Below are 25,294 nucleotides of genomic sequence, written 5' to 3'. Positions count from 1 at the left end.
AGGAGTATTCCATGTCAATGTTTCCGGTGAACAGGGGGGGGGACATTCTTGCCTGGCGTGACACGGTGGAACTGGTTGATGGGGTGAAGCGGCAGCTGTCTCAGAAGATGGCCTATCTCCTCGACGGTGACGAGCTTGTTTTGTTACGTGGGCTGCAGGAGCGGCTCGGGGAGGAAATGGCTGTCGAGTCCCGGTTTGCTGAGGATGTTGAGCAGGTCCTGTCCGCACTGGAGACGGCAGGCTCGGCAGACGAGATGGCTGCCGGTTATCGGCACGGCAAGCAGCTGGCGGCCGACTATTTCGAACAGCGGGGGTCGGTTCTGGTGGTACAGTCGTTCTGCTCTACCCTGCAGGATCTACTGATCCGCCGTGCGCTGGTCCTTGCCGGCGAATGGATGGCGCGGAGCGGGTTTGGCTCGCCTCCCGTACCCTATTGCTGGTTTGCCTTCGGAGGGGCGGGGAGAGCGGAAGGGACTATTGCCGGTGAATGCGACGCCCTGCTCGTACATGGCGAGCTGAATGGAGAGCATGCCGCGTATTTTGCCGGGTTTTCCCTGCGGGTCATTGCCATTCTCGAAAATTGTGGCGTCAAGAGTGTGGCCGGCATTACGCCGGTCCATCCGTCCTGGCGGGGGAGCATAAATGAATGGCGATCACGCCTGATCGAGGGAGCGGCGGGGGAAAAGATGCTTGAAGACCACTCGTTCCTTGCGCGATTTGCCGATCTGCGCCTGGTTAGTGGAGATTCGGCCCTCTATGGGGAGACGATGAACCTGATTCGCAGTCTGTTCGATTTCAATCGTCGTGGCTTCGACGAGGTAGCCCGCGGTGCGGCGGAAATGGCGACAGGGCTCGACTTTTTTGGCCGTCTCCGGGTAGCGAAGGGGGGGGAGCATCGAGGGGAATTCAACCTGGAGCAGCTTGCCCTGGGGCCGCTGGTGGAAAATATCAGGATTCTGGCGGTGCGCGCCGGTCTGCCGGAAACCGCCACCGTCGAGCGGATCAAGTCGCTTCTGGGAAGAGGGGAGCTTGATGTCGATTTGTCCCAGCGACTGCTGCGTGCCTACCACGACTTTGTCAGCCAGAAGCTGCGGTTGGAAATTCGTCGCAATGGAGAGGGTGCGTTCTTCAAGCCGGAAGAGCTCGATGAGGCCAAGATCGAGTCATTGAAGGAGGGTGTGGAAGCGGTGGTGAACCTGCAGCGGATAGTCTACCAGCGCTGCGTCGTCAACGGCTAGGAGAACTATGCGGATATCCATCTCGTCAGGAACCCTGTTCACCTACCCGCTCCAGAAGGTGTTCGAGATCGCCCGCGATGTCGGCTTCGACGGACTGGAGCTGATCATCAACCAGGATTTCCAGAAGGTCAATCCGCGTCTGGTGGTTCGGGAGCTTTCCCAGATCCTCCCCGTACTTTCCATCCACGCACCATTTATGCCGCTGGACGGCTGGGGGGGGCCGATCGACTCCGTCAGGCGGTCTGTGGAGATTGCCGCAGACTGTGGCGTGCCGCTGGTCAATTTTCATCCCGCATCCTGGCTCGGATTCGAGCTCAAGTTCTGGCGCTGGATGTACCGGATTCTCGATTTTCAGAAGGAGGTGGGTGAAGAGGGGGTGACGCTCACCCTGGAGAACATGCCGTGGGTCGGGAGGTTCAGGATCAACCAGTATATCCTCTCCCACACCGGCAAGATGATCGATTTTCTTGAGGAGCGGAATCTCTACATGACCTTCGACTGCACCCACATGGGGTCGGGCAAGACCAACTTCATCAACGATTTCTACCTTTGCTACAATACCGGCCGGATTCGCAACGTCCATTTCTCCGACTATGGTCACGGCCGTGAACACCTTCTTCCTGGTCACGGGATCCTGCCGCTGACCCGTTTTCTCAATCACCTGCGCAATACCGGTTACAACGAGACCCTGACCCTCGAACTGTCTCCCCACGAGTTTCCCCGTGACGAACGGATCATGGTGGAGAGCCTGAAGGAAATCCTCCAGTATCTGAGGCGGGAAACCGCGATAATTACCCCCTGACCACGTAGACCGAACATTTTGCGTTCTTGACGACCTTGTTGGATACGCTCCCGAGCAGGTTCCGCTTGAGAAAACCCTTTCCTGTACTCCCGATAATGATGACGTCGATCTCTTCCCGGTCGGCAAAGGCGATGAGTTCATCGGCCGGGTCACCGTAAACCACTTTTGTTGTCAGGGGGATATCCAACTCCCTGGCGTTCTTCTCGATAACGTAGAAAATGCGCTGCCTGCGCTCTTCCCATTCCTTTGCCTCGGTGATGGGAGGGGCGGGGACGAAGTCGGTGAAGGTGGTACGCGGTGCGTTGGGGAGGACCAACATGGCGTAAATGGTGCTTTTGAACTGGCTCGGATTGCCGGCTGCCATTCGTACCGCTTCTTCCGCCGCCTTGTCGGAGAGGGGGGAGCCATCGATGGCAACCAGTATTTTTTTCGGCAGATTAAGCATGGAACGTTCTCCTTGGGGGTTGTGTTGTGAAGTATAGACTCTTTTGGGTCGAAGCACCAGTTTCGTGCTATCGAATCAGGCGAAAGAGCCGTGCAGGGTGTTGGGGTGGGCGGTGTAAACGAATTATAACCCCATAATATTTCTTTCTTGACAATTATAAAACATTATTCTATATTTTTTGAAGTAATTTTGCATAATTTTTCAAAGACATCAACTGGGTTGTTATTTTCGTTCCCCTATCTAGAAAGTACAACAACTATTTAATAGAACACTAATCACGTTGTTTTTTTCTTAGGATGAGAATTAGTTTGGAACAGGCAGGCTCTTTTTTTCGTGCAGCAAGAAACCCCTTGACTTATTCGGCCGAAAGGCATATTAAAAGCGGTTGGAATCTAACTAATTACAGGTGTAACCATGGCCAAAAAAGAAAAATCGGAGTACCTTATCCAGGCTGTTTCCCACGCTCTCGACCTTCTGGAACAGTTCCATGACGACATCGACGAGCTTGGCGTAACTGAACTTTCCAAGCGTCTCAAGCTGCACAAGAACAATGTTTTCCGGTTGCTGGCGACTCTTGAGTCGCGCGGTTATATCGAGCAGAACAGGGTGACCGAAAACTACCGGCTGGGGCTCAAGACCCTGGAGCTCGGGCAGACCTTCATCAAGCAGATGGGACTTCTCCGGCAGTCACGCCCCGTCCTGGAGGCTTTGGTCAGTGAATGCAACGAAACCACCTACGTGGCGATTCTCAAGGATTTTCACATCGTCTACCTGGACGTGGTGGAGACCGACCTCACCGTGCGCGTGGTCCCACGGGTTGGTGCACGCCTTCCTGCCTATTGCACCGCTGCCGGCAAGGTACAGATCGCCTACATGACCGATGAGGAGTTGGAGAACTACCTGCCCACCAAAGAACTGAAGCGCTTCACTCCCAACACGATCACCGACCGTGATGAGTTGAAGAAGCACCTCAAGGTCATCGCCGAGCAGGGGTACGCCATGGACAACGAGGAGTTGGACATCGGCGTACGTTGTGTCGGGGCGCCGATCCGCGATTACACGCGACGGATCATCGGTGCAGTGAGCATTTCCGGTCCGTCCATGCGCTTCACCGACGAGCGGGTGGACAAGGAGCTGATCCCGATGGTGAAGCGGGCGGCGGAGGAAATTTCCACCAAGCTCGGGTATCACAAATAGAAAATTAGCTACGCGAATGAAAAGGCCTCCGTAACCGGGGGCCTTTTTTTGTTGCCGTCGTCGAAAAAAGTCGCTATCCCCGGTTTCCCCCCAGGATGTCCCGCTCCCATATCTCGCGTATCTGCCGGGCCATCTCTGCTTCCGCCCCCCGGTTGTCGATGACCACCCGTGCCAGTTCCCGCTTCTCCTCCATCGGCATCTGGCTGGCGATCCGTTGCAGGGCATCGGTCTCGCTGAGCCCGTCCCGCTGCATGAGCCGCCGCACCTGGGTTTCACGGTCCACGTAGACCACCCATATTTCGTCGACCCGGCTGGTAACCCCGGCTTCGATAAGGAGGGGGGCCATGTAGACGACCAGGCGGGTTCCCTGGCGGCGCAACTCGGCCAGTGTTTTTTCCGCCTGTCGGGCGATGGCCGGATGGGTGATGGCTTCCAGGCGCTTGCGGGCTGCCGGATCGGCAAAGACGATATTCCCCAGGGCAGCACGGTTGATGGTTCCGTCTTCGTTCAGCACGCCGTTTCCGAAAGTCGCGATGATCTCCCGGTGGGCCGGTTCGCCGGGACGGACCACGTCCCGCGCCAGCTGGTCGGCATCGATCACTACCGCACCCAGTTCAGCCAGAACCCTTGCCGCCGTGCTCTTTCCCGAGGCTATTCCACCTGTTAGACCGATGACCCGCACTGTTTTACCTCCGCGGCCAACTTCCCACAAATCCTCGCACCTGTCAATGACCGAAAGCCGCCCTACCAGCAATGGTCGACCACTCATCAGATCACCAGCTTGCCGTTCTCGATCAGGACAAGTCTGCTTCCGTCGGCCATGATTGCCGTCAACGTAGGGTTATAGAAGACGTAATCCTCGTGGAACGGAGTCTGGATGGTTCCGCCGAAACCTGAATTGTCCCCAAGGGCGATGTGGATGGTGCCGAGAATCTTTTCCGCCTCGAGAATGTTGTCCGGCCGTGAGGCCCGGTCGTTGGTGCCGATTCCCAGTTCGGCTATGTTCCGGTTGTCAGGATTTTCGGCGAATTTCTGCTCAAGCTTCCGGCGGTGCGGTTCATCTCCCTGGATCTCAACGACTCGACCGTCGGCGACAAAGAGCGTCAAGGGGGACGACAGTCTGCGCGTCGGCGCATATTCGAGCACCATCACCCCTGAGCTTGTCCCCTCAAGGGGGGCAAGATAGACCTCGCCGGCGGGAAGATTGCCGAAGCTCCCGGGCTGTGTCAGCATGCCGTCATCACCCTTCGCCGTTCTTCCCTGTTTGCCGAACCGCATCCGGGTGCCGTTGGGGGTTTCCACCTCGACCTCTGCAGCAAGATTCACCGTCGCCGCCAGCCTGCCGGTCCTCTCCGCAAGGGCCGGCCAGTCAACCCTCATGGAGGTGAAAAACATGTCAGGGTCGAAGGTGGGAAGACTTGCGAATCGCCCCCCTGCGCCATTGACGAGGGCGCGGAACCGGGTATGGCTCGTGGAGTTATTGGAGAGGGCGACAACAACGTCCGCAACATCCTCTTTTGCTTCCATGACTATAGCGGTGGCTTTCAGCAGATCATTTCTGTCTGCAGTCTTGGCCAGCAGACGGCTGAAGATTCCCGATGCGATAAGCCGGTCAACGGCGTTCTCACCCAGAGTGGCGCGCCAAAGAATCTCCGGCGGTTCTGCCCCCGATGCTGTAGTTGCTGGAAACGAGACAAAACTGGCGTTACCGTAGGTGTCGTGGGCGAACTGTCCCGCCTCTCGCGCCACCCCCAGCAACCGCTTGCGCCGTTCCTCATCAGCCGGCAAGGGTGTTTCGTCGGGGCGGATGGTGTCGCCGAACACCACGATCCGTTCTCCGCTCCTTACGCCCATGTTGATGGTGAACAGCGATGCGTATGCTTCATCCAGTTGAGTCATGGTTTCTTCCTCCCGGGTACCGTATTCCCTTCCTCGTCTTCCTTGAGATATAGCAGAGCCTCCACTCGTTTACAATCTTTAGTAAAATCCAATTAGTGTATTTTTCCCTTGATTTCACGGGGATGGTTGTGTTAATTATTGCATACTGTATACAATTGTAGTAAGCAGATTTGTTCAATAAATGCGATTGGTTAGCCGTGTTTTGCGGTTGTATTCCAGTTCGCGCGGAGGCTGAAGTGGCACAGGTGGTTTTTTCCAGCTGGGGTAGAAATATTGTCGATAACCGCAAGGGTGGCGAGCCGCAGGACGCGAGCTTCCGCCTGCCGACGACGCTGGATGGCGAGCGTCCCCTGTCCGCTTTCATGGGGTGGGACGGTATCATCCTCTACAACCGGGAGGTGGACGTTCCGCTCATGGCTGCCGAATACATGAAGCGGGTTCAGACCCAGTACGTCTGCGGCAAGTGTACTCCCGGCAAGAAGGGGACCAGGGTTATCATGGACGCACTGCAGCGGATCGTCGCCGGGCAGGGGAATGAGGCCGACCTCGCTACGATTGAGGACCTTGCGGAACTCCTCAAGAACTGCAAGTGCACTCTTTGCCCCAGTTCGTCGGTGCCGGTGCGCGACGCCGTCGAGCACTTCCGCGACGACTTCCTTGCCTACATCGACGGCAATCGTACGCCTGCCGTCGACAAATTCCGGTTCATCGACAAATATACCGCTCCTTGTCAGGACAAGTGTCCCGCCCACATCGACATTCCTGCCTACGTCGAGGCGGTCAAGGAATACCGTTTCGAGGAGTCCCTCGCCGTTGTTCGCGAGAATATGCCGCTACCGTCGGTCTGCGGCCGTGTCTGCCCCCATCCCTGTGAGACCGCCTGCCGTCGCAAACAGGTGGACGAGCCGATCAGCATCATGGTCCTCAAGCGCTCCGCCTCCGACTACGAATGGCAGCACCAGCACCAGCCCCCCATGCAGCCGAAGCCGCGCAAGAGCAAGAAGGTGGCCATCGTCGGCGCCGGGCCGGCCGGCCTGGCAGCTGCCTACTATCTGGCTTTGGAAGGGTACCCCTGCACCATCTATGAGGCGCTCCCCGAAGGGTACGGCGGCGGCATGATCGCGGTCGGCATCCCCCCCTACCGGATGCCGCGGCACATCCTCCAGCGTGACATCGACATCATCTCCGCCATGGGTGTGGAGATCATCTACAATACTCGTATCGGCAAGGACATCTCCCTGGCCGAACTGAAACAGAAATTTGATGCCGTATTCCTGGCTCCCGGGGCCCATCGCTCCAAGCCGATGGGTGTTGAAGGGGAAGACAAGGGGTACAAGGGGTTCCTCAAGGGGGGGATCGACTTCCTCCGGGATGCCTACATGGGCAACCCGACCGGCATGGGGAAAAAGGTCTGCGTGGTCGGCGGGGGGAACACCGCCATCGACTGCGTCAGAGTTGCCCTGCGTGAAGGGGCCGAAGTTTCCACCCTCCTTTATCGCCGTTCCCGCAAGGAGATGCCGGCGGACGTCTGGGAAGTGGACGGGGCGGACGAGGAAGGGGTCACGTTCGAGTTCCAGGTCCTGCCGACCAGGATCATTGTTGATGACAATGACCAGATAACCGGCGTGGAAAGCGTCAGGATGGCTCTGGGTGAACCTGACGCCTCCGGCCGCCGCCGCCCGGAACCGATCCCCGGCAGTGAATTCGTGGTGGAGTGCGACACGGTCATCCCGGCCATCGGCCAGGACCCGGACCTCTCGTTCATCCCTCCCGACCTGGGGATCGACATCACCAAATGGAACACGGTGGTCACCAAGTACGTGCCCCTGAAAGATGCTGCGGGGAAGGACCTGAAGGACGGCATGGGGAATCCGCTTGCCCGGACCCTCATCACGGACCTGGATGGCGTCTTTGCTGGCGGCGATGCGGAAATCGGTCCGCTCACCGTCGTCGCCTGCGTCGGCAATGCGCACCGGGCCGCCAAGGTTATCCAGCGCTGGCTTGAGGAAGGGAAGGCATACCTTTCCGACGATGAACTCATGGAAGATATCCTTACCAACCTGCCGGTCTATGACAAGAACGAGCAGGTTCCATGGCTCGATTCAGCCTCGCGTGCCCACCAGGCGGAGGTCCACGGCAAGGAGCGGGCAAGTCTCAAGAACTATCAGGAAGTCGAACTCGGCTTTGCCAACAGCCAGGCGGTGCGTGAGGCCGAACGGTGCCTGCGCTGCTACCGCGTTGCAATGGCCGCTATCTGAAAGCACACAGTTAACGATACCATCTCGGAACGGGGCTGAGAGTTGAGGATTCGCGGGCACTGCGCCTTGAATCTTTTGCCTTCAGCCTTTTGCCGGGTTTTCAGGGGTGAAATCATATGGTCAGTCTGACAATCGACGGCAGGAACGTAACGGTTCCTGCGGGCACCACCATTCTCGAAGCTGCCAACCAGCTTGGCATCAAGATCCCGACCCTCTGCTGGCTGGAGAAGGTTTCTCCGACGGGGGCCTGCCGGGTCTGTGCGGTGGAGGTCGAAGGGGTTGACCGCACCATGACCGCCTGCAACACGCCGGTCAAGGAAGGGATCAAGGTCACTACCCAGTCGGAAAGGCTCTTTGCCATCCGCCAGAAGGTGATGGAGTTGATGCTCGTCAACCACCCCCTCGACTGCCCGGTCTGCGACGCTGGCGGCGAATGTGATCTGCAGGATTCCTGCTACAAACTGGACGTGGCGAAGCAGGAGTATTCGGCGGTTCTGGAGCGGCGGCAGATTCGCTATGACTGGTCCCTTCTGGAAAGCGATCCGAACCGCTGCATCCTCTGCGAAAAATGTGTCAAGGTCGACCATGAGATCGTCGGCTGTGATGCCATCGCCGTGGTCAACCGCGGGGAAGCCACCATTATCGACACGGTGGACGGCAAGTCTCTCCAGTGCGAATTCTGTGGTAACTGCATCGCTGCCTGCCCGACGGGAACGCTTATCAGCAAGCCGTTCAAGTTCCGCGGCCGGCCCTGGTCGTTCACGGTAACCAAGAGCGTCTGCGGATTCTGCTCCACCGGGTGTCAGATCGAGTACCACTCCCGCAACAACCGCGTGGAGCGGGTTACCAGTGACGACAGTACCTACAACAGCGGCAATCTCTGCATCAATGGCCGCTTCGGTTACAGCTATCTGAACTCTGCCGGTCGGCTCAACGTGCCATTGGTCGGCGGCGCCAAAAGCGACTGGAACGGGGCCATGGCCTTTGCCGTTGGCAAGCTGCAGGAAATCGTCAAGGCCCACGGAGCGTCTGCTGTTGCCGGCATCGGTTCTCCCCGGGTGACCAACGAGGAGAGTTTCCTCTTCCAGAAGCTCCTGCGAGAGGGGGTCGGCACCGGCAATATAGACTCGGAAGCCCGTCTCGGCTATGCGCAGACCAAAACGATCCTTTGGGAGCGCCTCGGCAGCAGCGGGTCCGGAACGCCCATCGACCGGCTCGACCGTGCCGGTGCCATACTGGTGCTGGGATGTGACCTGAATGCCGAGTCTACCGGTATGGAGTACCGGGTTATCAAGGCTGCCACCAAGAATGACGCCCGACTGGTGCTGGCCAACTCGCGTAGCGTGAAGCTGAAGAAGTTCGCCAATATACACCTTAACTATCGCCCCGGCACCGAAATTGCCCTGGTTGCCGGACTTGTCAAGGCCATTATTGCCGAAGGGCTTGAGAACAAGGACTTTATTGCCACCCGGACGAGCGGTATCGACGCTCTGAAAAACTCCCTGGCGGGCCACTCCCTGGCAGATCTGGCTGGCGCAGCGGGAGTCACTGAGGCTGAACTGCTCGATGCCGCCCGTTATCTGGGAGGGAAGACCGACGTGGCAATCGTCTTCGGCGCCGACGTTATCCGTGGTGCTGCCTGCAGCGACGCGGTCCGTGCCATTGCCGACCTCGCCCTGGTTCTCGGTGCGCCTGCCGGTGAGCGGGGGGGCATTTTCCCGGTAGAGCAGAAGAACAATATCCAGGGGATGCTCGACATGGGGGTCAGTCCCGACTTCCTCCCCGGCTACAAGCCGGCCGCCGCTCCCGGCAAGGACCTCTGGCAGATTGTCTCGGGAATCGAGCAGGGGAGCATCAAGGCTCTCTACCTGCTGGGCTGTAACCCCCTCGTGTCTTTCCCGGAAAATACCCGTATCCGGGCTGCCCTGGCGAAGCTCGATCTGCTTATCGTCCAGGATATCCAGGGCAGCGACCTCACTTCCATGGCCCATGTGGTTTTCCCCGGTGCTGCGGCCGCCGAGAAGAGCGGTTCGTTCACGACCCCCGACAACCGGGTCCAATGCCTGAACCGTGCCGTTACCCCTCCGGGCGAAGCACGTGAGGATTGGGACATTCTGGCAGAGGTGTACAGCCGCCTGACCGGCAAGCCTCATGCCCGCAACGTCGCCGAGGTTACTGCCGAGATGAAGGACGTGACAGGTATCTACGCTGGCAGCTGCCAGATGCGCGACGGCCGTTGCTCGGGGCTTGTCAAGACCATGCCGCCTGCGCCTTCTGCCTACGATTTTGGCTCCTTGCAGTCGATTCCGGCGGTTGGCAAGCAACCTTTCACCCTGGTTGTCGGTGCCATCGGCTTCCACAACGGGACCATGTCCACGGCCTCGGAGAACAACCTTACCGTTTCGGCCGAGGGATACATTGAAATCGCTGCCGGCGATGCTGACCGGATCGGTATTGCAGACGGAGCCAAGGTGAAGGTCAGCTCGCCAGTCGGCAGCATGAGTGGTCCGGCTAAGGTGAGCAGCAGGCTCCAGTCGGGGATCCTCTTCGCTCCCCACCACTTCACCGACCTGAACGCCAATGCACTTCTCCCGACAGGTACCAACTTTGTCGGCGTCACGGTGGAGAAAGGGTAGATCGGGGTAGATGCCCGTGAAATGAAAAACCCCCGGGCAGTCATGCCCGGGGGTTTTTTGTTGAGTGGATTCGATACTCAGCCGAAAATTTTCCGGAAGAACCCTTTGCTTTCCGCTTCCCGTTTCTCCGTAATCTGCCTGATCCCCTTGCCTGCGTAAGAGTCCTTGGGATTTATGCGGAGTGCCTTCTGGAACTCCCCCTCCGCCAGCCCATCCCGACCCTCGTCGAGAAGCATCCATCCACGGAAAGCGAATGCCTCGGCGACTTTGCCGATCTGGACTGACTTTGCCAGAAGCATGCGGGCTCTTTCCTGTGCTGCCTTGGAGTTTTTGCTGGCCGGATTGTTGTAGATCGCCCAGGCAAGGTAGGCACAGTGCTGCGGGTTGTCCGGCTCCAGGGTGAACGAGTCCTGAAGTGCCTTCTGGGCGTTTTCGAATTCCCCCATTTCCAGGAAAACCTTGCCCGACTGGAACTGGATCTTGGCCTGCAACTTGTCGTCCTGGCGGCCATCGAGTCCCACCCTGTCGGCATTGAGCATCTCGTCGTAGCGCTCTTTTGCAACGACGCTGGAAAGGGTATTGTAGGCGTTGGCGTAGACGGCGAGTACATCCTGGGCTAAGCTCTGGGTCGCTCCCGACAACTCCATGAATTTTTCCGGCGAATACTGGCGTGTCTTGGAAAAATAAGCCTCTTTCAGGGCATTGAAGCTGAAGCTGTTCGAGGAGAGGCCGAACAACTCATAGTAGTTCTTGTCCTTGATGAACGCATGGTCGCGCTGTACGGCCTGTTCGAAGCCGATCTCGTCGCTTGAGAGAGGCGAGGCCATTCCTTCGCTCCCCACCGCCAGTTCGACGGTGTCCGAGAGTTCGTCCACCAGGTCATCGAATCCTACAGCTTGTCCGTCTTCGGCGGTGATTTCTTCCAGAGGGCGATTGAACAGGTCCTTCTGGGGGAAGTCGGCAGTGGCGTTGGTGGTCGGTTTCTCGTGTATGGCCAGCATGCCGAGAGAATGGAGGAAATGGAAGAAGGCGGCTGCTTCATAGGCGACCGTTCCCCTGGCAATTATCTGTTGCAGGGTCTTCTGTCCGTCCATGAGTTCCAGAAGCTCGATGTCTCCCTTACGCATGGTGACAAGGTTGGCGCGCCTGAAAAATAGCGGCGTGCGTGCCGGATAACAGCCCGCGAAGCGCTCCACGAAGGCCTGCCCATGCAACTGGTTGCCACGGCTCTTGCTTGCTTCGTAGATAAGATGGGGAATGGAGATGGGAACGAGGGGGACCTCCAGTGGCGGCATCCCCTCGCTGAAACCGATGCCGCTCTTAACGTCCAGTGCATCTACCAGTTTCTTGGTGAGAAAGAGACGGGATTCCTCAACGAGTTCGTCATAGGTGAGGAGACCTGCTTGGGTGAGGAGCAGCCGTTCTTCATCTCCGGCAAGAAATGCATTCCGGTCAGCTAGGGTGATTTTGCCCCGTGCCACGAGGTGGTCCCGGAAGTCCCCCTTCCCCTCTGACACGAAGGAGACCGGCTCCCCCTTGAGGAACGCAACGGGCGAACCCTGGGGGAAGGCAAGAACTCCGCTTTTGCCCGTTTCGTAGATCTCTACCAGAAGATCGCGCAACGTCGTTGCATCCTTCGTGGGGGGGGAATCCTGCAACGTCGACTGCACTGCGTTTATGAATGCCTGCTGGGTGAACGGTTTTTCAAGGTAATGCTTCACGCCGAGGCGCCGGGCTGCTTCGGCGTACTTGTCTCCCTTGTAGACGCCGGTAATGACGATTACCGGGAATTCTGCCCATTTCTCCGACTTGCGGAGTTTCTGCAGTACGTCTGCACCGCTCAGTCCCGGGAGGCGCAGGTCGAGGATGAGGAGGTCAAGACTGCCGGCAGTAAGGGACTGCAGGACTTCCAGTCCGGTCCTGACCGCAACCACCTCGTATCCCTGCCCAGCCAGGAACTTCTGGAGCATCTGGGACAGGGATTCGTTATCTTCTGCCAGTAAGATTCGGGCGGTCATTCTGATACCCTGCAACTGACCCGGAGGATGGGGAATTTGGGGCCGCTGCCGATTTGAGATACCTGTTTACGGCGCGATTATGTTCAGCGAGGGTGGCGGAAAAATGGTGACTGCCATCCTTCTTGGCCACGAAATAGTAATAGGCGGTCTGGGCCGGATTGAGTACCGCCTCTATGGCGTCGCTCCCGGGGTTGCCTATGGGGCCGGGAGGAAGCCCCTTGATCAGGTAGGTGTTGTAGGGTGATACGCGCTGGATGTCCCGCCGACTGACGGAGCCGGCAAAGGCCCGGACCCCGTAGACGGCGGTCGGGTCACTCTGAAGCGGCATCCTGCTCCGGAGCCGGTTGAGGAAGACCGAGGCGATGAGGGGGCGCTCTTCCGGGATGACGGCTTCTTTTTCGATCATGGACGCCATTGTCACCAGTTCTCCCTTGCTCAAGCCGGCAGCACCGACCCGCGACGCGAACTTTTGCCCAAAGACCTTGTCGAACTGTTCCACCATCTGGCGGATGAGTTGCGCCGGGGTGGTGCCGGGGGGTATGTTGTAGGTGCTCGGATAGAGGTACCCTTCGGCGCTCCGGGCGGGAATTCCCAACTCCGCCAGGAACTGGCGGTCAGCGCATGCCCTGAGGAACTCTCCCTTGGGAAACAGCCGGCGGCCTTCCAGCAGTTCGGCAATCTGGTAAATGGAGTATCCTTCCGGCACGGCGAACCGCTGCACATAGACGTCACCAGTTACCATCCGGTCAAGAATCTCCCCGGGAGTCATGCCGTCGCTCACCTGATAGGGGCCTGCCTGGACCTTTGCGGTGGCACCGCGCAGCCTCGCAAGGAGCACGAACAGTCTTCCGCTGGTTATGATCCGCTTTTCTTCCAGATCGGCGGCGATGCGTCGGAAGGGCGCCCCCGGTGCCAGTTCCACCACTTCAACGCGCTTGCCGGTGCCGGCCGGAACGAACACAAACATCCCAAAGCTGCACGCCAGAGTGAGCAGGACGGCCGCCAGTATGCAGATTGCCAACCGTTGCCGTTTCTTTCGCCACGATGCTTTCATTGACAGGGTAACGTAATGCAGTGTTTCAATGCACACCAGAATAAAAGAGATATTTCGTATCCATATCTCTAGGCCATAACGCGTCCCATGTCAAGCCTAAATCCCCGGCTGGCGCGATGGTGACTTCATCCTGGCCAGTGATTTCACGGCAGGAAACCGGTTTTGTCAGGACTTGAATTTGCTTTCGGTGCCGCTTCTGAGGCGGTCGATGTTTTCACGGTGTTTGTAGATGACGAGGACTGCAATCAGCAGGGTCATGGCAACGACGGGGAGGGGACTTCCCAGAAGAATGATGCCTACCGGCATGGCTGCCGCGGCGGAGATGGAGGCGAGGGAGACGTAGCGCCATTTGAGGAGAACGGCGATGAAAACGGCGAGCGCACAGAGCACTGCCAGGGGTGCCATGGCAAGGAAGACCCCGAGGGCGGTGGCAACCCCTTTGCCTCCCTTGAAGCCGAGGAAGATGGTGTAGACGTGACCGAGGAAGGCGGCTGCACCGACTGCCGCTACCCATTCGACGGGGAGTCCCAGCTGTTTGGCAATAACGACGGGGATGACCCCTTTCAGGCAGTCCCCCGCCAGGGTCATTATCCCGACCTTCTTCCCCAGCGTGCGATAGACGTTGGTGGCGCCGATGTTGCCGCTGCCGGTGGTCCGGATGTCGACACCGCCGAACGCCCTTGCCAGCAGCAGGCCGGTCGGGACCGAACCGACCAGGTAGGCACCGATGATGAGAAGTATGTCTTTCAGCACGTGAGGCTCCGTAGCGGGCGTGGATTAATGAAAACGGCCCGCATCCTACACCATTTCCCGCCAAACTTCAAGTCACCGCTCAGGGGGATCGCCGGCGACCTCGCCCAAGCAGGGAAAGTGCCATGGCAAGGAGTACGACGTCGCGCCCCAGGGCAGACCAGGCGGAGGTCTTGTCTCCCCCCTGCTGAAAGCAGCCGCAGTCGATGTCCAGCCCTCGCAGGACGGCCGAAGCGAGGGCGATCATGAACACCCCGTTCAGGATACAGATAATGGCGGCCGCGCTTCGTGCTCGCCAGCCAAAGATCAGCAGCAGGCCGCAGATGGCTTCCAACCAGGGGAGAGTGGCGGCTACCAGGTAGTTGCCGAAGTAGGGGAGTATTCGGTACGCGGCGATGTTGCCGGCGAAGGCGGTCGGGTCGATAATCTTCAGGACTCCCGCATAGAGGAACACAAGCCCCAGGACAATGCGGACAATGGTGGAGAGATATTTGCCGGCGGTAGTGGTCATGGGGTCCCTCCTGTTACCGGGTAGCCGGCAGACTGCCATTCGGGAAAACCCCCTTCAAAGACGAATACTGTCGGGTAGCCGGCAGCGATGAGCTTGTTGGCCAGGTTGTGGCTGTCGTGGCAGTCATAGCCGTTACAGTAGACTACCAGCAGGGTGGTGGAGGGGTAGCGTTTTGCGAAATCGGCCAGCCGGCCAGCCGCCTCGCCGAGGGGGAGTGAAACCGCGCCGGTTATGTGGCCGGCGGCAAAGGCAGCTTTGTCCCGGGCGTCCACGATGACCGCTTCCTTCCTGTCGAGGAACTCCTTTACCTGCATGAGGCCGAGGGGGAGCGGAACTACTTGTTGCTCCTGTCCCGATTGGCCCCTTGGTGCCGATGCCGGTGCGGTGGAGCCGGGCGGAGCGTTGCCGGTCCGTGCGTTGTGGAGAAGCTGGTGGTTCCAGGCAAGCCCGATGGCGATCGCCACGAGGCAGATGCCGGCCATTTCCCGCAGAAGTCTGGTGATGCCCTGGTGCATGGGTTCGTTTCCTTCCCGGCCTACCGGTCATCCCTCAGATGCCGGCCAACCCGCTTGAGAAGGAGCGAGTTGGCGACGACCGACACCGACGAGAAGGCCATGGCCAGACCTGCGAATTCCGGTTTGAGGGTGATGCCGAAGGGGTAGTAGAGAGCGCCTGCGGCGACGGGGATGCCGAGGATGTTATAGAAGAGCGCCCAGAAAAGGTTCTGCTTGATCCGCGCCAGGGTCGCCTTCCCCAGACGAATGGCAGCCACCACGTCCATGAGGTCGTCCCGTACCAGGATGATGTCGCCGGTCTCCTTTGCCACGTCGGCGCCGCCGCCGATGGCGATTCCCACATCGGCCTGGGCCAGGGCGGGGGCGTCGTTGATGCCGTCACCTACCATGGCGACGTAATACCCCTTCTGCTGGTATTCCTTTACCACCTGCTGCTTGCGGCCCGGCAGCACCTCGGCCTCGAAGCCGTCCACCCCTGCCTGGCCCGCTACCGTCTCTGCCACAAGTCGGTTGTCCCCCGTAATCATGTACGTGGCGATCCCCATCTGCTTCAGTGCCGCCACCGACCGGATGGAACTTTCCCTGACCTGGTCGGCAAAGGCTGCCACCCCTGCCAGCTTGCCTTCCACGGACACGTAGATGAGCGATTTACCCGCGTCGGCCAGCCGGTCAGCCTCCGCTGCGAAGGGGCCGATGGTGATGCCCGTCTCTTCCATGAACCGGGCGCTGCCGGCAAGGACCCTGTTGCCGTTGTAGGTGCAGGAAACGCCAAAACCCTCCCGCTCCTCGTAGCCGTCAACGGAGCCGGGCCGTATCGCTCTGGCTGCGGCAGCTTCCAGGGCGGCCTGGGCCAGGGGGTGGTTGGATCGGGATTCGGCCGCTGCCAGGTATTCCATGAGCCGGTCCGGTTCCCCCGACGGCACGGCCAGCAGGTCGGTCAGGGCGGGCCTGCCGCTCGTGATGGTGCCGGTCTTGTCGAGAAGGACCGCCTGCAGGCCGGCGATGTTCTCCAGCACCGAACCGCGTTTGATGAGAATTCCACGGGCGAGTCCCACGCCGCTCCCGACCATGATGGCGGTCGGGGTGGCCAGCCCCATGGCGCAGGGGCAGGCGATGACCACCACGGCGATGGCGAGCTTGAAGGCAAAGAGGAATTCCTGGTGGAGTGCTAGGTACCAGAGGATGAAGGTCAGGAGTGCAAGGGCGATGACCACCGGCACGAAGACCCCCGATACCCGGTCGGCAAAGCGCTGGATCGGCGCCTTGTCCGCCTGGGCCTCGCGCACCATCCGGACGATCTGGGCGAGCATGGTCGCCTCGCCGACTCTGGTCGCCTGGATCGTCAGGGGGCCACGGCCGTTGACGGTGGCGCCGGTGACGGTGGCGCCGGCGGTTTTCGCAACCGGCAGGGATTCACCGGTCACCATCGACTCGTTGACGCTGGAGTTCCCTTCGAGGACGGTGCCGTCCACCGGGATGGTTTCTCCCGGCCGGACCAGCACCACATCTCCTGTCTTGACCAGAGATGCGGGGACTTCCCGTTCCGTCCCGTCCACCAGGAGCCTTGCCTTGTCGGCCTGGAGCCGGAGAAGCTTCTTGAGTGCCTCTCCCGCCTTCCCGCGAGCCCGCGCCTCCAGGTACTTGCCGAGACGGATGAAGGCGATGAGCATGGCGGAGGTCTCGAAGAAGACTTCGCCGTGCCCGCCGAAAGCGCCGAAGAAGGCGGCCAGCGAGTAAAAGTAGGCGGCCGAGGTGCCGAGTGCCACGAGGACATCCATGTTGGCGCTCTTGTTTTTGAGGGCATACCAGGAGCCGCGGTAAAAGGTGAGCCCCGCGGAAAACTGGACTGCCGTGGCGAGGACGAGATTCATCCAGCCGATGGCCCGGTTGCCGTGGAGCCCCATTGTGAGCATGATGGGGAGGGACGCGGCGAGGCTGGCGATGAACCAGTTTCGCTGGCTCCGGAACTGGCTGGCGGAATCATCGGTTGCCGCCGGTTCCACCGGCTGGTAGCCCGCATCGGTCACCAGGGCGAAGATCTCTCCCTTGCCGAGCCGGGCTGCGTCGAAGCGGACAAAGGCCTCTTCCTGGGAGAGATTGACCACGGCGGTGGAGACTGCCGGGTGGGCGAGGAGCTTTTTCTCCAGGGTTGCCACGCAGGAGGCGCAGTGGAGGCCACGCACCCCGAACCGGAGTTCCCCCGGTTCCCCACGCGGAACGATGCCGTAGCCGAGCCCCTTGACCAGCGTCTCGATGGTTTCCCGGTCGAGCGTCTCGTCGTAATCCACCGTCAGCTCTTCCAGGGGAAAGTTGACCACTGCCCGTGTAACGCCGGCGGTGCCGGCCACCCCCTTTTCAATGCGGGCGGCGCAGTTGGCGCACGACATGCCGGAGATGCTAAAGGTCGTCGTTTGCATGGTTGTTCCTCGTTGCCATGATCTGTCGTACCCCGGTCGAGCAGACCTTGACCACGGCGGCACAGGGAATGGCGAGCACGATGCCCCAGAACCCCATGATCTCTCCAAGGGCCATGACCGAGAAGATGACCGCCAGGGGGTTCAGTCTCAGGGTGCCGCGCATGACGAGCGGTTTGATGATGTACCCGTCAACCACCACGTTGATGAGAAAATAGATAGCGCACACCTTGGGAATGATGAGGATGTCACCGCTCTTGGCGTAGCCTATCAGAGCCGGAGGAATGACTGCCACCATCGCGCCGACAAAGGGGACAATGGTGGCAAAGCCCGCGAACAGTCCGTTCAGGAGGGGAAACTCGATGTCGAGAAGGGCCAGGGATGCCGCACAGAGGATGCCGACCAGCAGGCAATCAACGACCATGGCGAGAACATAGCGTTCCAGGGTCCGGTTGATGCGGTTCCCCAGTTGTTTCAGTTCCTCGCGTACCTCCCGGGGGGTGATGCGGATCAGTATCTCCTTGAACTCTTCCTTGTAGTAGAGCATGAAAAAGATCAGGATCGGGGCAAGGAGAAGGTCGAACAGGGCAAACATGATCCCCTTGAGCTGTTCGTATCCGAGACCGGAGACATCCGTCACCAGCTTGTTCAGGGAACCCTGCACCTTGGCCATGAGCCAGTCGAGATCTGCGGTGCTGTAATAGGGGAGGAGTTCGTCTTTCCAGTCGTCGAGGGCTCGCTTGATCCCCTGGACGTAATCGGGGAGGGAGGAGGTGAGGGCGTTCAACTGGTGGCCTATGTAAGGGATGAGGAAGAATGACGAGTAGAGCGCTCCCAAGGCTATGATGCCATAGATGAAGGTAATGGAGAGGGAGCGGGAAAACCCCCGCTTTTCCAGGTACTTCAGGAGGGGGTTGAGGAGATACGCAAGGGCCAGGGAGGTGAGCAGGGCGGAGAAGGTGTGGCGAACGAAGATACTGGCCAGGAGCGCCAGAGCGAAGCAGGCGGCCAGGAAATAGTACATGCGCCCCTTGGCGCCGACGCTATCCATGATTACCCCTCTTCGGCAAATTTCCCCTGCCGAATGTACTGTGCGACGATCTTGCAGGCAGCGGCGATGGGTATGGCCAGCAGTATTCCCCAGAATCCCATCAGCTCGCCGAACGCCATGACGACGATGACGGTGACGAGCGGATTGAGATTCATCGCTTCCTTGAATACCAGCGGTTTTATGACGTATCCTTCCAGGAAGTATATGACGGAGAAGGCGGCGATCACATTTAACATGGCAATGCCGCTCTGGAACTTGACGTAGGCGAAGAAGAGGGCGGGAAGCGTGGCCAGGATGACGCCGATGAACGGGAGGATCGAGGCGAGGCCGGCAAATATGCCGTTGAAGAGGGCGTAGTCCACATCCAGGGCAAACAGGGCGATACTGGAAAGTACCGCCACAATGGCGGATACCACGAACTGGCCCCGGATATAGCCGCCGATGCTGCCGTTGATCTCCCGCCCCAGGGCAAGCAGCGTTTCCCGCCGCCGGACCGGCAGCCAGGAGGTGATCCCGTCCATGATCGTCTGTTTGTAGAAGAGCATGAATAAAACGAGGACCGGCGCCAGCACCAGGTTGAAGAGATTGAAGACCATCCTGGTCAAAGCCGCATAGATGCCGCCGCCGATCTTGCCAAGGAGCTTGTCGATGTGTTCTGTGGCCGATTCCACCAGCCAGCGCCATTCCTCGGCGGCTGCGGAGGGGAGAAGCTGGGACTTCCATCCCTGGGCGAGCAGTTGAATCTTCTGCAGGTAGCCGGGAAAATCGTGGAGCAGGCTTTGCCAGCGCAGGGTCAGGAAGGGGACGAAAAACATGAAGAATATGACCGAAAAGACTGCGAGGATGATGTACAGGATGGTGATGCCGTAGATGCGCCGGACCCTGTTCCGCTCCAGATAAACCAGGAGCGGATCGAGCAGGTAGGCGAGCACGAAGGAGAGGAGAAAGCAGGAAACCGTATGCCGCAGGGCGTAGCCGGCGGCAATGAGGATTACCGCAAGCATCAGTAGAAGCAGGTTTCGGATGACAGCCGGCTGAGCGGGCTTCATGGTGGTCTTCTCCGGGTGAGTGTCGCGGTGTGGACTATGTTCCCCAACGGCGGTCAAAACGGTTCGTGGAAGGGGAAAATATCGTGTTCTTCAAGCCACTGTTTGATCCGCTCGGTGGTCAGTTCCTCTTTCAGGGCCAGCAACCGCTCCATTTCCTCGGGATAGAAGGAGAGTATCTCGTCCATTCGCCCGTAGGGACGCTTGCCGATGAAGGCTCTCTCCAGGAGGTCCTTCAGGCTGGCGTTGTGGATACCCTTGATGAATTCGTTGAGCAGGTGCCGTTCCTGGTCGTAATCGTAGCCGGGGATCGGAAGGAATCGCTCCTCGTCTTCTTCCATTTCTTCCCAGAAGGCATCATCCTCATAGTCGACCGGGACGAAAAACACTTCCCCGGTATCCCGGTCCAGAAAATAGATCAGTTCCCCGTCCGGATTTTCAAACGCGTCCAGGAGGTCGTCCCAGACTATTTCCACGTCCCGCATTACACCCATCAACGTAACACCCTGATCGGGCAGAGGTCAAGACGGAATGGCAGAAGGGTTTTCTTCCCCCTACCTCTACCTTTACCTTTACCCGCATTTCCTATATAGTTGCCGCCATGCGCACAGTGTTCATTGCCGATGCCCACCTGCAGGATCCGGCCGATGCCAATTACCGGCTGTTGTTGCGTTTTCTCGACAGCCTGGCGGGGAATACGGCCACGCTCTTCATCATGGGGGACCTGTTCGAGTTCTGGCTCGGCTACCGGTCCAACCCCTTTCTCCACTATGTCCCGATCCTCGACAAGCTCGCTGAACTTCACGCCGGCGGGGTGGAGATCGTCTATTTCGAAGGAAACCACGACTTCCACCTGGGGTCGTTTTTCACGGAAACTCTCCAGGCCCGTGTGTTCCCCGGTCCGGCAAGCCTGGAACTGGCGGGGAAACGCTTCTATCTCTGCCATGGCGACCAGATCAACCGCCGGGACTACAGCTACCACCTGCTCCGGTTCATCTTTCACAATCGCCTGACCCGCGCCCTCGTCCCCCGCGTGCCGGCCGCCGTTGCCATCGCAATCGCCGAGCGATTGGGGAAGCGCAGCAAGGGGAGCCATCCCCAACGTCAACAGCGCTGGGACTACCCGACGATTCTGCGTGAATTCGCCTCGGCCCGGTTTCGGGAAGGGTATGATGCCGTTATCGCCGGCCACTTCCATATCCCGCTTCTGGAGACGGCATCCGATGGCAGCGGCAAGGTCCTCCTCTGTCTCGGTGACTGGCTTACCCACTTCACCTACGGTGAGTTGGCGGACGGCCGATTGACGCTCCACACCTACCGCTGAGTGCGCCGAATTTCCTCTGCCAGGCCGAACAGTTGCACGTAGTTGGTCACACGTTCCGTTAGGGTCGGGGCGTTTATCTGCAGGCAGATTTCATCGGGGCGGTAGCTCCGGCAGACGGCCGGTCGCGTCGCATAAATCTCGCACAGACCGTCCGCACCCAAATGCGGACACTTCACTCCCACCGGCTTCCGCAAGGTGCTGATATCCGGCGCCGTGCAGCATGTCCCGCATTTCATGCACTCCACATTAACTCCAGATAAAACAGGCACCAGACGAAGGGCAAGAATGTCAGTACTTCCTTGCTCGAAACCCCCGCCTCGTGCCTATTGCCCTCGTCCGCCTTACTTGAAGAAAGCTTCCAGCGCCTGTTCCCCCACATACGACGCCTTGATCCGCCATTTATCGCCATTGACGACGAGCGCCACGAGGGCGATCTGCGGGTCATTGGCGGGAGCGTAGGCGGCAAACCAGTTGTAATGGCCGGTGGGATTGGTGCCGTTGATGGAACCGGTTTTGGCGGCGATGTCGATGGTCGCCAGTTTCGGCCGGCCCCGTCGGTCGTGGAATGCCTTTCGCGACGTGCCGCTGTTGACGGTCGAGGAGAGCATTCTTGTCAACTCGGAAGCGCTTTCCGGCGAGACGAGACGTCGCATGGCTTGGGATTTGGGGCTGTAAATCTCCACACCTTTGCCGTTTCGTATCTCTTCCGTCAGGTACGGTTTCATGAGCGTGCCGTTGTTGGCAATGGCGGCCATGAGCGCCGCAGCGTGGAGGGGGGATATCTTCACCTCCCTGCTGAGTCCCGCCCCCATCCGTCTGAGGTCGAGGTTGTCCCGGGGTTCCTGGGCGACGCTCGGGATTACCGGTGTTTCGGGGAAGAGCGGCTGGTTGAAGCCGAAAAGAACGGCAGATGCCATGAGCGAATCACGTCCGACCACGTCACTGGCCAGTCTCCCGAAGACCGGGTTGACCGACTTCCCCATGGCCATGGTCAGGCTCATCTGTTGCCCCGGCTTCCCCCTTCGGGAAGGGGGGGCATCCCAGTACTTGGGGTTTTCCGAGGTGAGTCTTCCGTTAAACGGGAGGACCGTGGTCGCATTGACCTTTTTCTGCTCAAGGGCTGCTGCTGCCGTGACGATCTTGAAGAGGGATGCCATCGGGTAGAGGTTGTAGCAGGACTGGCTCGCCCAGGACGGATCGGTTGCAGAGTAGCCGGCCATGGCGAGGATTCGACCGGTTTTCGGTTCGATGGCGACAAAGGCCCCATAGGGGACATGGAAGCTTTCCAGAACCTTCGTTACCCGCGTCTGCAGCTCCTGGTCGAGGGTGTAGACCATCTTGCCGCCATCGGGGAGAGACGCAACCAGGTGCTCCCCTTCGTACCGGGAAACGGGAAGCGCTTCGGAACCCAGGCGAAATGACTGCCCGTCCGTCAGTTCCCCAAGGGGTTTGGCTTTGGTGGCCGGTGGCGGCGTTTTGTTGACGCTGGAAGCGGCATTCCGTGCGCTGAAGAGGAGACTTCCCACCGGGTAAGCCGCAAGAACGACGGCCAGAAACGGCAACAGGTAGCGAAGCCATTTTTTGTCCGGTTTCGGCTCGACCAGCTTCCTGTAGGAGTTCAGAGAGGTCGCGTGGTGACGGCCGAACAGCCGGAGCCTGATAGGGCGCTTTCGTCCCGATATATGTTTGAAATCCCGCATGATTTGTGTCTTGCAAGTGCCTGTTTTTAGGCTCACTATATGCGATTCATCCCGCTTTGTCAACGCGCAGCCTGCCGCTTGAAGGTTATAAACAGTTAATCCTGTGGAATCGAGTCGGCGGGTATGGTGGGATGTTGGGTGGCGACCAGATCATGGAGGGTCATACCCGCCAGTGCGTCCTCTCCTCCCGTTTCCATCCGGTCAAGGACTTCCCTTAACCGCTGTTCTCCACGGGTGAGGCGTGTGATGCGGCATCCGCTGCCGTGCTCCTTGATGGTTTTCAGCACGTTGTGCAGAGGGATGCATTCCAGGTCTCTGGCCGGTTGCCAGGCCGGTCGGGTACCGGCCGTTTCCGTCAGATAGCCGGAGGTTGCCAGAAGGTCGAGCAGTTCCCGCACCACCCGTAGCGGCACATCCAGGTCCTCGGCAAGCTGTTCGGCCGTCCAGGCGTCGCGGCCGGTGTGAAAGGCCGCAGCAATGTCCTGGAGTATGGCCAGCGTCAGCAGTTCCCTGACGCTGTGGCTCATGGAGCCGGCACGCTGCTCACGGAGAAAAGTCCGCAGGTTCTGATGGGCGTAGACCACCTCCACGCCGAACAGTACGATCAACCAGCTGGTATAGATCCAGACCATGAGCACGGGAAGAACTGCCATAGTTCCGTAGATGGCGTTGTAACGGGAAACGCCGACCTGGAAATGGAGGTATCCCCATTGGGCAATCTCCCAGGATGCGCCCGCCAGGACGCCGCCGATCAGGGCCGAGCTGAAACGGACATTTGTGTTGGGGATAAAGATGTAGAGGAAAACCAGGGCCATCGCGGCGCTTAAGTAAGGGACAAGGTGGAAGCCGAACAGGAGGATATCACCGAGGTAGCTGGTGCTGATGAACCATTTGACGAGGGTCTGGCTCTGCAGGCTCGTAGTGATGCTGGTGGCGGCCAGAAGAAGCAGCGGACCGCTTATGACGACGCTCAGGTAGTCACTGAACTTGCGATAGAGGGAGCGGGTCTCCCGTACCCCCCAGATGACGTTGAATGCCTCCTCGATGCTGGCCAGCAGGGCTATCACGGTGACGACCAGTGACACCAGGCCGATGGCCCCCATGGAGGTCATGTTGGTGTTGTTGATGTAGAGAACGATCTTGCTGATCATCTGCTGGGAGCCGGCCGTCACCTGCTCGAGGATGAGGGGCTCCAGCTTGTTCTGGACTCCCAGCCCCTTGAGGACGGAAAAGGTGAGGGCAAAGAACGGCACGAGCGACAGAATGGTGGTAAAGGAGAGGGCCGCTGCCCGTAGCGGGCACTGGTCCAGCCAGAAATCACGTGCAACGAGCGCAATGATCTGCAGGTATCTCAGTCCGTGCCGGCGTAACCCGCGGTAGTGGTCGGGCTCAAGTTCCCACAGGGTGGTGGAAAAGAAGGCCAGTAAGCCTTTATGGTGATCGCTGGTTCCCATGAGTTCTTCCGGTGGTCGTCAGGCCCGTGACAAAAAAAGCCCACGCGAAGTGGGCTTTCGTACGAACAAAGGGGCGTCTCAAGCTTCCTTGTACTTTTCCTTTTCCCGTTCCATCGCCTCTTTACCAGCTTCGATCGCTGTGGAGAGAATGGACTTTTTTTCCTTGATGATGTCTTTCCCCTCTTCAAGGGTTGACTTGACTTTTTCCTGTGCTTCCTTGGTGTACTCCTTGATTTTGTCGACCGCATCTTCGGCCAGGTCCGAGATCTGCTCCCGCAGTTCCCTGCCCGATTTGGGCGCGTAGAGGAGCGCCAGCCCTGCGCCTACCGCCGCGCCGGCCAGAAAAGAAAGCATAACAGTACCCGCGCTTACCCCGTTTTCGTTGTCTGACATGGTTATTTCCCTCCCTTCCTTGAGATTCTTTCGAGAATGAATTTACCGGCTACCCTGGCGCCGGTGAGCCACATGGAGGAGCTTGCGAGCACTCCCGAGACCGACCCCACCACGCCGTTGATGGTCCGCAGGTTGCGTCCCGCATCCCCCAGAGCCTCCATGAAGCACTTGACGTCGTCGGTTCGCGTCGATGCCTCGCCGGTGATGGCTTTTAGGTCAGCAAGGGTAGATTGCAGGTCCCTCAACAGTGGTTTCAGTTCACTGCCCGTCCCGGTGACGAAGTCGCGCAGGGCGGAGGCGGTTTTTCTGATTTCTATGACGGCCGGGATCAGGAAGGCGGCCAGAACCACCAGGGTTAATGCCACGATAACCGCGGCAATGCCTACAATGTCCATAGGGGCTCCTTGCAGAGTAAAGTCACTCCAGTATATACGAAAATTAGAGGAATGCAACCGCCAAGGCACGAAGAATCCCGTTGTGCCGGCAATGGGTGTGCCGGATGCAGAAAAAAGCCGGAGGATGGCTCCCCCGGCTTGGCTTAATCTGTTCTGGCAGGCGAATCGGGGGAGTCCCCGATTCCTTTGTATCT

23 protein-coding genes are annotated in these 25,294 nt (G+C 59.2%); 6 read left to right on the top strand and 17 right to left on the bottom strand.

The window, feature by feature from the left end; all coding sequences use genetic code 11:
* Nucleotides 1–11 precede the first annotated feature (11 nt).
* Both LDN04_RS00370 and LDN04_RS00365 read left to right on the top strand, forming a co-directional pair.
* Nucleotides 12–1,238: a putative nucleotidyltransferase substrate binding domain-containing protein gene (locus LDN04_RS00370; RefSeq protein ID WP_223905222.1), complete on the top strand. Its 1,227-nt coding sequence runs from the start codon at nt 12–14 to the stop codon at nt 1,236–1,238.
* A gap of 7 nt (nt 1,239–1,245) precedes the next feature.
* Nucleotides 1,246–2,040, top strand: coding sequence for a sugar phosphate isomerase/epimerase (locus tag LDN04_RS00365; RefSeq protein ID WP_223905220.1), 795 nt, complete (start codon nt 1,246–1,248; stop codon nt 2,038–2,040).
* On the opposite strand, the gene LDN04_RS00360 is transcribed toward LDN04_RS00365, so the two are convergent.
* A complete protein-coding gene (locus LDN04_RS00360) occupies nt 2,030–2,485 on the bottom strand; it encodes a universal stress protein (protein ID WP_223905217.1) in 456 nt (151 codons plus the stop codon). The genes LDN04_RS00365 and LDN04_RS00360 overlap by 11 nt on opposite strands.
* A gap of 414 nt (nt 2,486–2,899) precedes the next feature.
* On the opposite strand from LDN04_RS00360, the gene LDN04_RS00355 reads away from it, so the two are divergent.
* Nucleotides 2,900–3,682, top strand: a complete 783-nt coding sequence (locus LDN04_RS00355) for an IclR family transcriptional regulator (RefSeq protein ID WP_223905215.1) — start codon at nt 2,900–2,902, stop codon at nt 3,680–3,682.
* A gap of 73 nt (nt 3,683–3,755) precedes the next feature.
* On the opposite strand, the gene coaE is transcribed toward LDN04_RS00355, so the two are convergent.
* Nucleotides 3,756–4,364: a dephospho-CoA kinase gene (coaE, locus tag LDN04_RS00350; RefSeq protein WP_223913310.1), complete on the bottom strand. Its 609-nt coding sequence runs from the start codon at nt 4,362–4,364 to the stop codon at nt 3,756–3,758.
* Nucleotides 4,365–4,450: 86 nt separating this feature from the next.
* The gene (locus LDN04_RS00345) at nt 4,451–5,581 is read right to left on the bottom strand and encodes an aminopeptidase (protein ID WP_223905213.1); all 1,131 of its coding nucleotides are present in this window, start codon (nt 5,579–5,581) and stop codon (nt 4,451–4,453) included.
* Between the two features lie 236 nt (nt 5,582–5,817).
* On the opposite strand from LDN04_RS00345, the gene LDN04_RS00340 reads away from it, so the two are divergent.
* Together LDN04_RS00340 and LDN04_RS00335 are read left to right on the top strand one after the other, a co-directional pair.
* On the top strand, nt 5,818–7,839 hold the full coding sequence (locus tag LDN04_RS00340; RefSeq protein ID WP_223905211.1) for an FAD-dependent oxidoreductase: 2,022 nt from the start codon (nt 5,818–5,820) through the stop codon (nt 7,837–7,839).
* Nucleotides 7,840–7,955: 116 nt separating this feature from the next.
* Entirely contained in the window at nt 7,956–10,475 is a 2,520-nt protein-coding gene (locus LDN04_RS00335; RefSeq protein ID WP_223905209.1) for a molybdopterin-dependent oxidoreductase, read from the top strand.
* A gap of 77 nt (nt 10,476–10,552) precedes the next feature.
* On the opposite strand, the gene LDN04_RS00330 is transcribed toward LDN04_RS00335, so the two are convergent.
* The 9 genes from LDN04_RS00330 to LDN04_RS00290 all read right to left on the bottom strand — a co-directional run bounded on the left by LDN04_RS00330 (nt 10,553) and on the right by LDN04_RS00290 (nt 20,328).
* Nucleotides 10,553–12,493 (bottom strand): response regulator, encoded by a 1,941-nt coding sequence (locus LDN04_RS00330; protein ID WP_223905207.1) that lies wholly within the window; start codon nt 12,491–12,493, stop codon nt 10,553–10,555.
* Nucleotides 12,462–13,547 carry an endolytic transglycosylase MltG gene (mltG, locus tag LDN04_RS00325; protein WP_223905205.1) on the bottom strand — a complete coding sequence of 362 codons (1,086 nt, stop codon included), beginning with the start codon at nt 13,545–13,547 and terminating at the stop codon, nt 12,462–12,464. Before mltG ends, LDN04_RS00330 begins: the two co-directional genes overlap by 32 nt.
* 165 nt (nt 13,548–13,712) lie before the next feature.
* The gene (gene plsY, locus LDN04_RS00320; RefSeq protein WP_223905202.1) at nt 13,713–14,300 is read right to left on the bottom strand and encodes a glycerol-3-phosphate 1-O-acyltransferase PlsY; all 588 of its coding nucleotides are present in this window, start codon (nt 14,298–14,300) and stop codon (nt 13,713–13,715) included.
* 79 nt (nt 14,301–14,379) lie between these two features.
* A complete protein-coding gene (locus LDN04_RS00315; RefSeq protein ID WP_223905201.1) occupies nt 14,380–14,808 on the bottom strand; it encodes a MauE/DoxX family redox-associated membrane protein in 429 nt (142 codons plus the stop codon).
* Nucleotides 14,805–15,323, bottom strand: a complete 519-nt coding sequence (locus tag LDN04_RS00310) for a rhodanese-like domain-containing protein (protein ID WP_223905199.1) — start codon at nt 15,321–15,323, stop codon at nt 14,805–14,807. Before LDN04_RS00310 ends, LDN04_RS00315 begins: the two co-directional genes overlap by 4 nt.
* Nucleotides 15,324–15,343: 20 nt before the next feature.
* Entirely contained in the window at nt 15,344–17,740 is a 2,397-nt protein-coding gene (locus LDN04_RS00305; RefSeq protein WP_223905196.1) for a heavy metal translocating P-type ATPase, read from the bottom strand.
* Nucleotides 17,721–18,788, bottom strand: a complete 1,068-nt coding sequence (locus LDN04_RS00300) for an AI-2E family transporter (RefSeq protein ID WP_223905193.1) — start codon at nt 18,786–18,788, stop codon at nt 17,721–17,723. The genes LDN04_RS00305 and LDN04_RS00300 overlap by 20 nt, the downstream gene beginning before the upstream one ends.
* A 2-nt stretch (nt 18,789–18,790) precedes the next feature.
* Entirely contained in the window at nt 18,791–19,837 is a 1,047-nt protein-coding gene (locus tag LDN04_RS00295; protein WP_223905191.1) for an AI-2E family transporter, read from the bottom strand.
* 53 nt (nt 19,838–19,890) lie between these two features.
* Nucleotides 19,891–20,328, bottom strand: a complete 438-nt coding sequence (locus tag LDN04_RS00290; protein WP_223905189.1) for a UPF0158 family protein — start codon at nt 20,326–20,328, stop codon at nt 19,891–19,893.
* A 107-nt stretch (nt 20,329–20,435) separates the two neighbouring features.
* Here LDN04_RS00290 and LDN04_RS00285 point away from each other — a divergent pair, with 107 nt between their 5' ends.
* The gene (locus LDN04_RS00285) at nt 20,436–21,158 is read left to right on the top strand and encodes a UDP-2,3-diacylglucosamine diphosphatase (RefSeq protein WP_223905187.1); all 723 of its coding nucleotides are present in this window, start codon (nt 20,436–20,438) and stop codon (nt 21,156–21,158) included.
* On the opposite strand, the gene LDN04_RS00280 is transcribed toward LDN04_RS00285, so the two are convergent.
* The 5 genes from LDN04_RS00280 to LDN04_RS00260 form a co-directional block, all read right to left on the bottom strand.
* Nucleotides 21,149–21,394 carry a YkgJ family cysteine cluster protein gene (locus LDN04_RS00280; RefSeq protein WP_374045116.1) on the bottom strand — a complete coding sequence of 82 codons (246 nt, stop codon included), beginning with the start codon at nt 21,392–21,394 and terminating at the stop codon, nt 21,149–21,151. The genes LDN04_RS00285 and LDN04_RS00280 overlap by 10 nt on opposite strands.
* 105 nt (nt 21,395–21,499) lie before the next feature.
* On the bottom strand, nt 21,500–22,858 hold the full coding sequence (locus LDN04_RS00275) for a penicillin-binding transpeptidase domain-containing protein (protein ID WP_223905183.1): 1,359 nt from the start codon (nt 22,856–22,858) through the stop codon (nt 21,500–21,502).
* A gap of 95 nt (nt 22,859–22,953) precedes the next feature.
* The gene (locus LDN04_RS00270; protein WP_223905181.1) at nt 22,954–24,312 is read right to left on the bottom strand and encodes a YhjD/YihY/BrkB family envelope integrity protein; all 1,359 of its coding nucleotides are present in this window, start codon (nt 24,310–24,312) and stop codon (nt 22,954–22,956) included.
* A gap of 78 nt (nt 24,313–24,390) precedes the next feature.
* Nucleotides 24,391–24,705, bottom strand: coding sequence for a YtxH domain-containing protein (locus LDN04_RS00265; protein ID WP_223905179.1), 315 nt, complete (start codon nt 24,703–24,705; stop codon nt 24,391–24,393).
* Nucleotides 24,706–24,707: 2 nt separating this feature from the next.
* On the bottom strand, nt 24,708–25,100 hold the full coding sequence (locus tag LDN04_RS00260; protein ID WP_223905177.1) for a DUF948 domain-containing protein: 393 nt from the start codon (nt 25,098–25,100) through the stop codon (nt 24,708–24,710).
* Between the last annotated feature and the right edge of the window lie 194 nt (nt 25,101–25,294).

This window comes from Geobacter sp. AOG1, from assembly GCF_019972315.1.
Classification (GTDB): Bacteria; Desulfobacterota; Desulfuromonadia; order Geobacterales; family Geobacteraceae; genus Geomobilimonas.
The sequence above is the reverse complement of the archived record's forward strand: the minus strand, read 5'-3'. Positions and strand labels throughout refer to the sequence as shown.

Excerpts from the sequence above, each read along its gene's own strand:
- LDN04_RS00370 (WP_223905222.1), top strand. The coding sequence starts at position 12 with ATGTCAATGTTTCCGGTGAACAGGGGGGGGGACATTCTTGCCTGGCGT.
- LDN04_RS00365 (WP_223905220.1), top strand. The coding sequence starts at position 1,246 with ATGCGGATATCCATCTCGTCAGGAACCCTGTTCACCTACCCGCTCCAG.
- LDN04_RS00360 (WP_223905217.1), bottom strand. The coding sequence starts at position 2,485 with ATGCTTAATCTGCCGAAAAAAATACTGGTTGCCATCGATGGCTCCCCC.
- LDN04_RS00355 (WP_223905215.1), top strand. The coding sequence starts at position 2,900 with ATGGCCAAAAAAGAAAAATCGGAGTACCTTATCCAGGCTGTTTCCCAC.
- LDN04_RS00345 (WP_223905213.1), bottom strand. The coding sequence starts at position 5,581 with ATGACTCAACTGGATGAAGCATACGCATCGCTGTTCACCATCAACATG.
- LDN04_RS00335 (WP_223905209.1), top strand. The coding sequence starts at position 7,956 with ATGGTCAGTCTGACAATCGACGGCAGGAACGTAACGGTTCCTGCGGGC.
- LDN04_RS00330 (WP_223905207.1), bottom strand. The coding sequence starts at position 12,493 with ATGACCGCCCGAATCTTACTGGCAGAAGATAACGAATCCCTGTCCCAG.
- mltG (WP_223905205.1), bottom strand. The coding sequence starts at position 13,547 with ATGAAAGCATCGTGGCGAAAGAAACGGCAACGGTTGGCAATCTGCATA.
- LDN04_RS00315 (WP_223905201.1), bottom strand. The coding sequence starts at position 14,808 with ATGACCACTACCGCCGGCAAATATCTCTCCACCATTGTCCGCATTGTC.
- LDN04_RS00310 (WP_223905199.1), bottom strand. The coding sequence starts at position 15,323 with ATGCACCAGGGCATCACCAGACTTCTGCGGGAAATGGCCGGCATCTGC.
- LDN04_RS00305 (WP_223905196.1), bottom strand. The coding sequence starts at position 17,740 with ATGCAAACGACGACCTTTAGCATCTCCGGCATGTCGTGCGCCAACTGC.
- LDN04_RS00300 (WP_223905193.1), bottom strand. The coding sequence starts at position 18,788 with ATGGATAGCGTCGGCGCCAAGGGGCGCATGTACTATTTCCTGGCCGCC.
- LDN04_RS00295 (WP_223905191.1), bottom strand. The coding sequence starts at position 19,837 with ATGAAGCCCGCTCAGCCGGCTGTCATCCGAAACCTGCTTCTACTGATG.
- LDN04_RS00290 (WP_223905189.1), bottom strand. The coding sequence starts at position 20,328 with ATGGGTGTAATGCGGGACGTGGAAATAGTCTGGGACGACCTCCTGGAC.
- LDN04_RS00285 (WP_223905187.1), top strand. The coding sequence starts at position 20,436 with ATGCGCACAGTGTTCATTGCCGATGCCCACCTGCAGGATCCGGCCGAT.
- LDN04_RS00280 (WP_374045116.1), bottom strand. The coding sequence starts at position 21,394 with ATGAAATGCGGGACATGCTGCACGGCGCCGGATATCAGCACCTTGCGG.
- LDN04_RS00275 (WP_223905183.1), bottom strand. The coding sequence starts at position 22,858 with ATGCGGGATTTCAAACATATATCGGGACGAAAGCGCCCTATCAGGCTC.
- LDN04_RS00270 (WP_223905181.1), bottom strand. The coding sequence starts at position 24,312 with ATGGGAACCAGCGATCACCATAAAGGCTTACTGGCCTTCTTTTCCACC.
- LDN04_RS00265 (WP_223905179.1), bottom strand. The coding sequence starts at position 24,705 with ATGTCAGACAACGAAAACGGGGTAAGCGCGGGTACTGTTATGCTTTCT.
- LDN04_RS00260 (WP_223905177.1), bottom strand. The coding sequence starts at position 25,100 with ATGGACATTGTAGGCATTGCCGCGGTTATCGTGGCATTAACCCTGGTG.